Consider the following 12,056-nt stretch of genomic DNA (forward strand, 5'->3'; position numbering starts at 1 on the left):
ATTATAAAATGAACAATCTGTTTTATCTTTCAGCACTTTTACGATACGATATACTATAGATGTGTTACCATTTGAACGGAGGAATACAAGTGAAAGATCAAAAAAAACTTTATAAAGAAGCGATGCAAGTTTTAAAAGAAACGAGCCGCACTTTTTATATACCGATTACTTTTTTAAAAAATGATTTAAAATTGTCAGTAGCTGCTGCATATTTAGCTATGCGTGCTATAGATGAAATTGAGGACCATGAAGAACTTTCCAATGATGTAAAATTCGATTTACTAACTGCAATAAGCGAATTATTAAAGGATACATTTAATGTCGAGGCTTATGAAGTATTATTAGCACCGTATGCAAATCAGCTACCTGAAGTATCTCTTCGTTTAGCGGATTGGTTAACATTTTGTCCTGAAGGCTCACGTAAAATTGTCCAAGCTTCAACGAGTGAAATGGCATTTGGCATGGCAAAATGGGCAAAGGCAAACTGGCAAGTGCATACGCGAGAGGATTTAGATGATTATACATACTACGTTGCTGGGCTTGTTGGGACAATGCTGTCTGAGCTTTGGGCGTGGGGTGCAGACATTCAAACAGATCGCGATTTAGCAATTGGCTATGGACGCGGGTTACAAGCTGTGAATATTTTACGTAATCAGCATGAGGATATGGATGAGCGCGGAGTAAGTTTCGTTCCTGATGACTGGACACGCGAGGATTTATTTGCATACGCAGAGGAAAACCTTGCGAAAGCTGATCTTTATATGAAAGATATTAATAAACGAACGGTATTATTATTCTGTCGATTACCACTTGCATTAGCCCATAAAACATTGAAGGCGATGCAAGATGGTCGTGAAAAAATGACACGAGCAGAGGTTGAGCAAACTGTCGAAGAGGTACAAGGTGACTAGAACCGTTGCCTTACCTTAAATGAACCACCTATCAAGTAGACAGTGACCATTATAAAATATTTAAACGGCTTGAGCCTGTAATTAAATAGGCTTAAGCCGTTTACTCGTTTTTTATTACAAATCCAATGTTTGTTTATCAAGAAAATTTATACAACAAATTTAATAAAAATGGTTTCACTAAAATAATTTCTCACAAGTTTGTCATGCATCATAGTTTTCGAACGGGAACTTGGATTTCAAAGGTGATCTCATTCGGTTTATCCGTAATCGTAATATCTAGATGCATGATTTGCAATGCATCACCAGTGATCTGATAGCTGTTTTTGTTAAGATAATGAAGTATTTTTCTTAAACTTTCACTACGACTCGACAATAATTCTCCATTGTAACGGATACATGCAAATAATCCCCCTGGAATCGTTAATTGATATGTATTTGGAATATCTTCCTTGTTTTTTGCCACAATAAAAATAGTGGAAGGTTCCTCAAAACGTCCCAATTTTAGATTCGTTTCTTCGATAATAATGCCAAGTCTGTTGGTAGCAAGAATCGGTGTCTTCTCCGTAAGCATATTTTCTAAATTCAATACACCATAACAAAGTTCGAAGTTATTATTGATTTTCTCATGCAAGGTAAGTAATCGCCTACTTTTCATTTCACGGAATATGACTTTCTGAAGTTCACTTTCTCTTTCCACTTGTTCCAAATAGGCAATCTTCCCCCTGATGTTTTCTTCCATCTCGTTCAATTCTTTCAGATTTGAAACAAGTTCTGCGTGTTTGATTTTCATGATATCTAACGATTTACTGAAATTGCGTTCATTAAGATATTCCTTGATCTCATCTGTAGTCATCCTAAGTTGCCTTAGTTCTTTAATGGTACCCAGAATTTCATACTGAAAAATGGAGTAGTATCGATATCCTGAATGAGGGTCGATATATTGTGGCTTGAACAAGTCGATCCGGTCATAGTGGCGTAATGTCTCCGAAGTCAATCCTCGCAGCTTTGCCATTTCTCCGATAGTCAGTTTTTCTTTCAATCAGCTTACCTCCTAAAAAATTTATAGACTGCTAAAATTTTTGTGGTAGGAATATAGAAAAACTCACCAAATTATAATAAAGTTTGATTAGTTTACCACACACTCTATAATCTTATTAAAATAAGTGATACGTTCTTGCCTACTTTAATTTCTCCAAAAATCAATTAGCATACCTTTACAAGTTGATTGAATCCTCAGTTTGACCTTTCAGTGCACCCATAATTCAAACTATGCAATCTTTTCTGACTATTTGTCAAGTGAAATTCTGAACACTTTATTTCAGTTCAACAACCGTCTTATTCTTCGTACTTTTTTCATTTATACTCGCCTTCTTATTCTCTTTCTCTTTTAAGACATAGCTGAGCAAATCCAGCATGATGCGAGCCGCTACTTGCCCTGTTATGCCAGTAGGATCATAAGGAGGTGCCACTTCGACTAAATCAAATCCAATCACTTCTCCCCTTTTTGCAATCCCTTCCAACAATTCGTTTACTTCATCGTAAAGAAGGCCGCCCGGAGAAGGTGTACCCGTGCCAGGAGCGATTGATGGATCCAATCCATCGATATCAATTGTCACATAATATCTTTCTCCTGCTGGTATTTGTTCCAGCACTTCTTCAATCCCCATTTTTCTCATTTGGCGTGGAGATAGAATCACGCTACCGTAGTCTCTTGCAGCATCAACATCCTCTTTTTTACTGCTGCTAATTCCACGAATTCCTAATTGGAATATTTTCTGTACATGATCCATCTCTGATAAACGGCGGATGCAGCTTCCATGGCCATATCGCATTCCTGAGCGGTGATCCGCCCAATCCAGATGAGCATCAATTTGAATGACATGAAATGGACCTATTTCTTTTAGTCCTTTTCCTACCGCAGCCGTGATAGAGTGGTCTCCTCCTAGAACTACTGGCATAGCCCCTTTTGAGACAATTTTACGGATTGTTTCTTCTGTATTTTCGTGACATTGCATTAGATCTCCATGAACCATATCGACATCGCCACAATCCACTACTTTCCAATCTGGCCCGAGATACATGATATCATTTTCAATGTCATAAGCACCTTCTAATCCGAAGCTGTATAGCGTCGATCCTTCCCTGATTCCCCGCGGTCCCATTCTTGCACCCGATTTCCATTGGGTACCCATATCATTCGGCACCCCAATGACCGCTACATCGGCATCTAGCTGGTCCAAATCGGAGCAAATCGGATATTTCCCAAACGTACATATCCCTGTAAATGGCAAATTCAAAAATTGTTTCTCATCGTAATTAACCATGATTATTCCCCCTACTATCAATCATTTATGCCTTGTTTCTCTACAAAGAATATTTGTATCTGCCGTTGCACTTTCGGTACATAAAACATTTGCTGAAAGAAGTTACATCTCACGTTATGGCTTGGAGCCCCCAGCGATCATGAGGTTATTGACATGAATGTTTCATTTCCATCTCATAAGTTTTTTGGAACAATTTCAAGTAGTCATCTTTCGATAATTTACGAGAATTTGTAATTGTGCACAAATGATTAAATGCTCCCTCAGCAAGAAATTCGAAATCATCAGGGTTAACATTATCTACATCCCGAAATTGCGGAATGCCAATTTTACTTGCAAGTTCATGCAACAATACAACACCTTCTTGGGCAATTTCCTCCAAGGTCTTCCCTTCCGCGGTTGCTCCAAGTTTCAACGCAACTGTCGCATGTTTTTCCAGGTTGGACGGAATGTTATATTCAAATACATGAGGAAGGAAAATGGAATTTGCCACTCCATGTGGTGTGTCATACAGCCCTCCAAGCGGTTCTGCCATCGCATGCACCGCACCCAGGTCAGCGTGCGTAAACGCCATACCTGCAATCAAGCTTCCTACAAGCATGTTTTGTCTTGCTTCTAAATTGTTACCGTTTTCTACAGCGAGTGGAAGATACTTAGCAATTATTTCGATAGCATAAAGACTGAGTGCATCAGAAATCGGTTCAGCAATATTGCTCGTAAAAGCTTCGATTGCGTGCGTCAATGCATCCATTCCAGTAGCAGCGGTAATTGATTTAGGTAAAGACAGTGTCAATTCAGGGTCCACAATCGCCAATTTCGGAGCTAATTTTATATCAAGTATAGCTTCTTTCTGTTTAGTGATCGTATCTGTGATAACAGACCCTGTCGTCACCTCACTACCAGTACCCGATGTGGTTGGGATACAAATAAGAGATGTTATATCGCGCTCCAACAGATTGAAACCATAGCGATCTTTAAGCTCCCCTTCATGTGTAAAAAGTACCCCGATCGCTTTAGCAGTATCCATTGAACTTCCACCACCAAGACCTAGCAATAAATCGATATTTTCATTTTTAAATTGTTCATAGGCTTTTACGCAATCAACGTCTTTCGGATTCGGTGTAATTTCATCATAAACAAGAAAAGGAATCCCTTCCCGTTCCAATGAATCTGTTACCCTTTTCAAAATTCCTGTTTGTGCAAGCCCTTTATCAGTAATGATTAGCGCTTTTTGACTACCCAACTCTTTCGCTCTTTTCCCGACATTGTTAACTGTCCCGTTACCAAATTCAATAGAAGTCGGTAAATTAAAATCCCATACCATTCATCATTTCCCCTTTCAATTTTTCATATGACAAACGAATTACTTTTACGAAATTCACTTTGTTTTGTTGGTCACCCTTCAAACCAATTGGTCGGACTGACTTCTAAATTGATATTTATTTGCTTCACTTCCGAAAATTCATCCAAGCCGAAAGTACCTAATCCACGACCAAGTCCGCTCTGCTTATATCCTCCCCATGGGGCTTCGTTGTAAGCAAGATTGTATGCATTAATGGATGTAATACCTGCTCTAATTTTTTTAATAACCCGTAAAGCTTTAGCACCATCTTGAGAGAACACCCCAGCTGCAAGACCGTATGGCGTATCATTCGCGAGCTTTATAGCCTCTGCTTCATTTTTGAACTTTTGGACAACTAGCACAGGGCCGAAGATCTCTTCTTGGACAATTTTCATGTCAGGCGTTGTATCTACAAATATTGTCGGCTCGACAAAATAACCACGATCAAGTCCACCGCTTGTAATCCGTTTTCCGCCAAAAACCAAATTCGCACCTTCATCGATGCCGATTTGAATATAATTTAGCACTGTGTTCATATGATCTTCACCAACAAGAGCACCCATTTGAGTCGACGGATCATCACCGCGACCGACACGTATTTTTTTCGCTTTACTAATCAGGCTTTCAACGAATTTGTCATGGATGCTTTCCTCAATGAGCAAGCGCGATCCTGAATTACATACTTGACCCGCGTTCATAAATATCCCATAAAGCGCATAGTCGACCGCTGTATCAAAATCTGCGTCAGCGAAGACGATATTTGGCGATTTACCACCTAATTCGAGTGCGATTTTCTTAATATTTCCTGATGCTGCTTTCATGATTGATCTACCTACCGTTGTACTGCCAGTAAATGAAACCATATCGACTTTATCGCTTTCAGCCAATTCATTACCGACAGTCGAACCTCCTCCGGTTACCAAATTCGCAACGCCTGCTGGAATCCCTACTTCTTCAAGAATTTCGAAGAGCTTGATCGTAGTAATTGGCGTCAATTCAGATGGTTTGAACACGATCGTATTTCCCGCTGCAAGCGCAGGCGCAATTTTCCACGCTCCTGTCAATAATGGGAAATTCCAAGGAGCAATCAGACCACAAACACCTACAGGTTCACGAACAATAAGCCCCTGTACCGGATCGGCAACGGAATACGTTTGACCGTTTGGTTTAGTGATGAGGCCGCCATAATATCGGAAGCAATTCACAGCATCCCCAATATCGAATTCCGCTTCCCTAAGAGGCTTTCCTGTATTCAACATTTCAAGTGTACTCAGCTCAGATGCATTCTCCTCAAGTTTATCTGCAATTTTGAATAAATAGGATGCTCTTTCAGAAGCCGGCATGTCTGACCAAATACCTGAATCAAATGCATGACGTGCTGCTTCAATGGCATCCTTCGTTTCTTCAACACTTGCTCTCGATGCCTCAGCTATCACTTCGTTGTTTGCTGGGTTGATAATATTACGTTTTTCATCGTTCACTGAATCTGACCATTTACCATTAATAAACAATTTTAAATTTAGCATTATACTAACCTCCTAATTAATTAGCCATATTTTATCTAAATGCACATTTAACCTCTCCTACAAAACAAGAGATTACAATAAGTGGTAGGAGTTTCATAACCTTAAATAAAGCTGTTCTCATTTTCGTAATTCTGTCTTTCCGCGAATAGCCTCACCCCCTTCAATTACATATCCTACCTGTAAATAACAGGAGAATCATCCCTTGTAAGCCTTTACATTTTTATGTCTTCTGCAAGAATATTTTCAGGAATAATCTCCTTATCGAAACTGAATTCAGGCAATCCCTGTCTGAAAAACTTTGTCATATAAATTAAATACCCAAAGCCAATTGCCATCCAAATGCCTCCAAGAATCAATGCATCCACCTCTAAGTGAGACCATAGCCAAAGCGTAAATCCTGCTCCAATGAGTGGCATAACCAGATAACGCATGTATTCAGTGAAAGAGGAACGCATACGATTCCGAATAAAATAATGAGCAATGACAGACAAATTAACTGACGCGAAAGCAATAAGTGCTCCAAAGTTAATAAACTTAATGACTTGATCGAGTGTCAGCACGATACCGAGCAATGAAATGATTCCGATGACAATAATTCCAGTTGACGGTGTTTTAAAGCGTGAATGGATATGGCCAAATACTTTTTTAGGCAGTACAGAATCTCGCCCCATTGCATACAACACACGGGATGCGCTTGTTGTAGAAGCTACACCAGAAGAGAAATTCCCTAAAATGACCGCGGTAACAAATAAGGATTTGAACAAATTCCCACCGACCAAATAGACAACTTCCATAGCTGCAGAATCTGTGTTTTCAAATGCAAAGCCCGGGTGAACCAATTGTGCCAAATAAGCCGATCCGATATAGAGCACACCAATTGTCAACAACATGATGATAATCGCTCTAGGAATTGTTTTTTCTGGATTGATTGTTTCTTCAGACAATGTAGTAAGAGAGTCGAAGCCAAGAAAACTGAAACAAAGAATTGATGCTCCTGCCAAAATCACTGGCAATTTGATTTCTGCATTGAACAAAGGCTGAATAGAGAAAAGTGTCCCTGCTCCTACACCCGCCAATAAACTTTTGATAGTTAAAATCCAGAAAATGCAAACAAATATGACTTGTGCAATAACAAAAATCTTACCAGTGGATGCGGTGAACTTAACACCCAAGATGCTAGGTATTACTATAGTTGCAGTTAATAAGGTAATCCACAGAGCGTGAGGGACTCCAGGGAACATTGCATTTAAAAAAACAGTAGACATTAAACAAGTGACCATTGGTGTCAACATATAATCCAACATGATTGTCCAACCGATAAGAAACCCAAGTTGTGGATTAATTGATTTTTGTGTGAATGTATAAGCCGATCCCGCGATTGGAAATGCTTTTGCCATCTTTCCATAACTAAAAGCAGTAAACAGGATTGCAAGAAAAGCGATTATATACGCCCCCATAATGACACCTTGGGAAGTGACAGTTGCAATTCCATATGTGTTGAAGAATACCATCGGGTTATTCCACGCAATCCCTAAAAATACAACTTGAGACAAAGTCAGTGTTCGCATTAATGTTTGTCGTTTCATAATAGCTCCCCCATCCACCTTTGTAATTTCAATATTTCAAAGATTCTGATTTCTGTTGATATTGACTATAAAGGTTTGTGTTACACAAAGGTCAACAACCAAATTATAATTTTCGTTAATGAAAAAACTCTCCGTAGAAATACAGCAAAATGCAGTAATAAGTAGGACTCTAACGAGGTAAAGCTACATATCCTACGAGGGTTATTTTTTTATGATATTACTTTAGATGGGCAAAACTTTTCAAAAAATCCTTTCATGATGAATTGCTACTATTTTTAGTAGACATTGATTAACGCTTCACTTCTGAATGAAGAAAAAAATACTCCCCCTTAGATAAACAGATCTTTTATCTGTCTACCTAAGAAGGAGCATCTCACTCTAATATTGGGTTCCTTTGCTTAAACGGTATCAATAAGCTTAACAATCATTTCATAGCTAAAAAAGACTGAAAGCATCGTTAACAACATAAATACTACCTTTTCAACTTTACTACCCGTTTTTGTAGTAAGTGGTAGGCGTACTGAAATAGATACTGGGAAGAACAGCTTAACACCCTTCTTCGTGCCCATATCAAGGAAAATATGACTTGCCATTCCTAATAAAATACCTAGCGAAATGGATTCGTAAGGTATAAATGTATGTAGTAGCATCCAAATCAAAAATAAAAAAAGCAAACTATGTGTAAAGGAACGATGTCCAAACAGCGAATTCACAGTTTTTGATATGATGGGAAACTTCCTCCCGATTTTACTACCACTATGACAAATATCCGGAAGTAATGCACCGATAACACCTGCTCCTACTAAAACAAGCGGATTATCATTAGAAATTTGTGCAAAAGCAAGGCTAGCCGTGATGCCCCCGATAATATGTGTATTCCCTTGCATTATTTGCTCCTTATGTCTCTATATTTTCACCCTTCTTAATTTAACACACTCCAGCGCGAAAGGGAACATATATTCCGAACACACAATCCCTTTTTTATACCTACTCACAAAATCTCTCATATAAAATTAAAAATATCAGAAACATTTCAGGTTCTCGTTGTATATGTAAGATGATTAGAGATAAAAATGAATATTGGAGGTTATTTATGAAATCTATTAAAGGCATTTTATTTATCATACTAATAATGAGCAGTAGCGCTTTACTGTGGTATTTTGCTACACCTATAGAGTCTATCCAGGCAGTTAACAGGCTCAGTCACATCATTGGAGGCATGGCCATCACAGGCTTCTTTCTTGTCTTTTTGTTAGCAACAAGAATGAAATTTTTTGAGCGTTGGTTCCATGGTCTAGAAAATGTTTATTTTTATCATAAATATTTAGCCATACTTTCACTAGTATTAGTGGTTATTCATGGGCAATTACAAGGTCTGGTCCCCCACTGGGATAAAGTACAAAGAACTTCACTCAGCGAATTTGCGAAAGAACTGGGATCACTTGGCCAATATGGTTTCATAGCACTAATTTTGATTGCGCTTTTGGCTAAATTTCTAAAATATGAGCACTGGCGGATCTTTCATCGATTATTGCTTATCCCTTATACATTTGGAATTTATCATGCCTATTTTTCAAGCAGATACGATTTATTGCAACCTACACCTTTAGGAATTTTTACCGCAATAACGGCGACTATTGGATTTATGTCAGCATTATATATGTTGACGATGTATCAGGATATGTTTTTTAAATATAATGGCAACATTACGGGAATCAAAAAAATAGGGCCCAATGTTATTGAACTGGAGATAACACTTGATAAAACAATACCGTATCGACATGGACAATTTATTTTTATCAAGATTTTGCAAGATGGCATAGAAAAGGCGCCTCATCCCTTTTCAATTTCAGGTGGCGACGGAAAAAAAGTATTTGTCTCTATTAAGGCACTTGGTGATTTCACAAAAAAAGTATATGATTCAGTTCAACTGAATACACCAGTCGCACTTGATGGTCCTTATGGTCATTTAAACTTTGAAAAAGGGACACAACAACAAGTTTGGATAGCAGGTGGCATAGGAATTACTCCTTTTTTATCCTATTTACAATCACAACCCGTCGATCGTGATATTGAATTATTTTACACTTATCATGGTCAAGACAATGCTATCTATAAAGAATTTTTACAGGAGTATGCAAAAACTAACCAACAATTCAAAGTGAACTTTATTGATACTACCCAGATGGACAGACTTTCATTTGAAAATTTTTCAGTACAAGCACATACAACTATTTTTATGTGTGGCCCTGAAAAAATGGTGAAACGCTTTGCCAAGCAATTCAAATCTTACAATAGAGATATTAACGTTGACTTCGAAGCATTTAAATTTAAGTGATTAATAATGAAAAATTAATATAGTCTATAAATATAATTAAATCAAAACTCTCTAATTCGAGCAATTTACTTGGAATTTAGAAAAGTATATCGTATAGTAAATCTCATCAATAATAAAGGAGACTTTTTAACATGACTACAACAAAAAGTTATTTAAATAAAGTAATGCATGATCGTAAATCTGTTCGTAAATATGAAGCAAATTATAAAATCCCTCAATCTGAATTAGAGGAATTACTTATAGAGGCAACAACAGCTCCATCATCAAGCAATTTACAGCCTTGGCGCTTTTTAGTGATCCAAGATGAGGCAGTAAAAAAAGAACTACGCTTGATTGCTAATAACCAGGAGCAAGTAGAAACTGCCTCTGCCATCATTGCGGTTTTAGGCGATACTGAAATGTACAAAAATGTAGAGGAAGTCTATACAAAAAACTTCGAGCTTGGCTATATGGATGAAGCAACAAAAAATATGATGATTGAAAATTCATTAAAGCTATATCCAAACCTTCCTGAAGAAATTCTAAAAAATATAGCTACATTTGATGCGGGCTTAATTTCCATGCAAATCATGCTTTTAGCAAAAGACATGGGCTATGATACAGTACCAATGGGTGGCTTCAATAAAGAGGCTTTTGCAAAGCGCTTTGAATTAACAGATAATCTAGTGCCAATCGTCTTAATCGCTATCGGAAAAGCAGCAGTAGCAGCTTACGGCTCTTCTCGTTTAGAGCTAAATGACCTTGCAAAATTCATTTAATCGAAAGATAAAGACTGTATCAATTACAATTTTGTATAATTAGCTGTCGCTTTGCTTTCACAAGATAAAATGTTTTATTTAGAATAAATATGATACACTAAATATAGAATAAAAAAGACTGGATGCGTCAACATCCAGTCAAAGCAACAATCATGCCGCAAACATAGCGGCTGACCAAGTTAAAGTTGTAGAAATAGTCACCTTACTTAGCCGGCAGGGGGCTATTTCTTTTTATTTTGAGAGACAATAATGCTAAGCATCAGTGTAAGTACTGCAATTAGCAAAAGACTACACTGTACAATCAAACTAAATGCTTCAAATACTGTCAATCGCCTCACCCCCTTTCAATAGGGAGTTCAGCCGCCACCTGCTTTATGAATTGTTGCTATTGTTAGTCTAACAATTTTACGAAATATATTCTATGGAAAATCCTCAGAAGATTAAAAATTGCTACTTATGTTTTTACCACCTGTATCATTAGTCAGGTGAAAGGCTATACTCTACATTTATCGCACTTCATGAGCATGAATCCCGATTTACGTAATTAGCCTAAAACAACACTAAAAAGTACCTCTGTATATTAATCTAAGTCTGACAATTTAGCTAACGACTCTTTCAAAAGCTGTAATTCAGACAGTGACAATGTAACACCCTTCCCCATCTTTGTATGATCCTCCGACCAATCTCTAATATCGTATTTCGGTTCACGACCATTCCAGCTAATCAAATTCAATTCTTTTTTCCAGCCTTTATTGCCTTCCGATAATACCACAATTGTTTCAATAATTTCGTATTTAATTTCTGCCACATGCCTTCCTCCTTATTGTATCTGTATTAAGAACTATATCTTGAAATAATAGGATTATCAAACGTGACAATGCTTGAAATAATTACACTTTCTAAGAAACGTGTAATCTGAATAATGGATATTTAGTTTTAGTCGGAGTTATTCAATGTTCTTCCGTAATAAAATCAAATTATTTCTTAAACTTGTGTACCTTCCTTGGCTCCCATAACGTCGTATATCCGTTCATTATTGAATAATCATATAAATCCACAAGTTTTTTGTTTTCATATGTATAAAAATAAGTTGGTTCTCTAACAATTGACACTAACTTATGGTTTCTTTCGAGCATGGATTCTAAATAAAATCGAGTTGTGATTTTGTCACTTTTATGTAAGTTACAATCATTACACGACAACACTAAATTCCATAAATTATCACAGAAGTGAGCTTCAGGAAGCCCACTTCTTCAGAGGTGGGAGGAATGAAG

10 protein-coding genes are annotated in these 12,056 nt (G+C 37.4%); 3 read left to right on the forward strand and 7 right to left on the reverse strand.

All coding sequences use genetic code 11. The annotated features are described in order from the left end of the window. Positions 1-89 precede the first annotated feature (89 nt). The gene (locus AN161_RS07225; RefSeq protein WP_241774516.1) at positions 90-911 is read left to right on the forward strand and encodes a squalene/phytoene synthase family protein; all 822 of its coding nucleotides are present in this window, start codon (positions 90-92) and stop codon (positions 909-911) included. Between the two features lie 208 nt (positions 912-1,119). Here AN161_RS07225 and AN161_RS07230 read toward each other — a convergent pair whose 3' ends face one another. From AN161_RS07230 to AN161_RS07255, 6 genes are all read right to left on the reverse strand, one after another. Further along, positions 1,120-1,950 carry a MerR family transcriptional regulator gene (locus AN161_RS07230; protein ID WP_053593694.1) on the reverse strand — a complete coding sequence of 277 codons (831 nt, stop codon included), beginning with the start codon at positions 1,948-1,950 and terminating at the stop codon, positions 1,120-1,122. A gap of 274 nt (positions 1,951-2,224) precedes the next feature. Continuing rightward, positions 2,225-3,235: an agmatinase gene (gene speB / locus AN161_RS07235; RefSeq protein ID WP_053593695.1), complete on the reverse strand. Its 1,011-nt coding sequence runs from the start codon at positions 3,233-3,235 to the stop codon at positions 2,225-2,227. A gap of 145 nt (positions 3,236-3,380) precedes the next feature. Continuing rightward, a complete protein-coding gene (locus AN161_RS07240; RefSeq protein ID WP_053593696.1) occupies positions 3,381-4,556 on the reverse strand; it encodes an iron-containing alcohol dehydrogenase in 1,176 nt (391 codons plus the stop codon). Positions 4,557-4,627: 71 nt separating this feature from the next. Continuing rightward, positions 4,628-6,100 (reverse strand): aldehyde dehydrogenase family protein, encoded by a 1,473-nt coding sequence (locus tag AN161_RS07245; protein WP_053593697.1) that lies wholly within the window; start codon positions 6,098-6,100, stop codon positions 4,628-4,630. Between the two features lie 212 nt (positions 6,101-6,312). After that, positions 6,313-7,686, reverse strand: a complete 1,374-nt coding sequence (locus tag AN161_RS07250; protein WP_053593698.1) for an APC family permease — start codon at positions 7,684-7,686, stop codon at positions 6,313-6,315. Between the two features lie 398 nt (positions 7,687-8,084). Then, entirely contained in the window at positions 8,085-8,573 is a 489-nt protein-coding gene (locus AN161_RS07255; RefSeq protein ID WP_053593699.1) for a metal-dependent hydrolase, read from the reverse strand. Between the two features lie 206 nt (positions 8,574-8,779). On the opposite strand from AN161_RS07255, the gene AN161_RS07260 reads away from it, so the two are divergent. Both AN161_RS07260 and AN161_RS07265 read left to right on the forward strand, forming a co-directional pair. Next, positions 8,780-10,024, forward strand: a complete 1,245-nt coding sequence (locus tag AN161_RS07260; RefSeq protein WP_053593700.1) for a ferric reductase-like transmembrane domain-containing protein — start codon at positions 8,780-8,782, stop codon at positions 10,022-10,024. A gap of 131 nt (positions 10,025-10,155) precedes the next feature. Beyond that, the gene (locus tag AN161_RS07265) at positions 10,156-10,782 is read left to right on the forward strand and encodes a nitroreductase family protein (protein ID WP_053593701.1); all 627 of its coding nucleotides are present in this window, start codon (positions 10,156-10,158) and stop codon (positions 10,780-10,782) included. A gap of 580 nt (positions 10,783-11,362) precedes the next feature. Here the strand turns inward: AN161_RS07265 and AN161_RS07270 are convergent. Continuing rightward, entirely contained in the window at positions 11,363-11,590 is a 228-nt protein-coding gene (locus AN161_RS07270; protein WP_053593702.1) for a PC4/YdbC family ssDNA-binding protein, read from the reverse strand. Positions 11,591-12,056: the final 466 nt, after the last annotated feature.

The organism is Lysinibacillus sp. FJAT-14222, assembly GCF_001278875.1.
GTDB lineage: Bacteria > Bacillota > Bacilli > Bacillales_A > Planococcaceae > Lysinibacillus > Lysinibacillus agricola.

Excerpts from the sequence above, each read along its gene's own strand:
- AN161_RS07250 (WP_053593698.1), bottom strand. The coding sequence starts at position 7,686 with ATGAAACGACAAACATTAATGCGAACACTGACTTTGTCTCAAGTTGTA.
- AN161_RS07255 (WP_053593699.1), bottom strand. The coding sequence starts at position 8,573 with ATGCAAGGGAATACACATATTATCGGGGGCATCACGGCTAGCCTTGCT.
- AN161_RS07265 (WP_053593701.1), top strand. The coding sequence starts at position 10,156 with ATGACTACAACAAAAAGTTATTTAAATAAAGTAATGCATGATCGTAAA.
- speB (WP_053593695.1), bottom strand. The coding sequence starts at position 3,235 with ATGGTTAATTACGATGAGAAACAATTTTTGAATTTGCCATTTACAGGG.
- AN161_RS07245 (WP_053593697.1), bottom strand. The coding sequence starts at position 6,100 with ATGCTAAATTTAAAATTGTTTATTAATGGTAAATGGTCAGATTCAGTG.
- AN161_RS07240 (WP_053593696.1), bottom strand. The coding sequence starts at position 4,556 with ATGGTATGGGATTTTAATTTACCGACTTCTATTGAATTTGGTAACGGG.
- AN161_RS07260 (WP_053593700.1), top strand. The coding sequence starts at position 8,780 with ATGAAATCTATTAAAGGCATTTTATTTATCATACTAATAATGAGCAGT.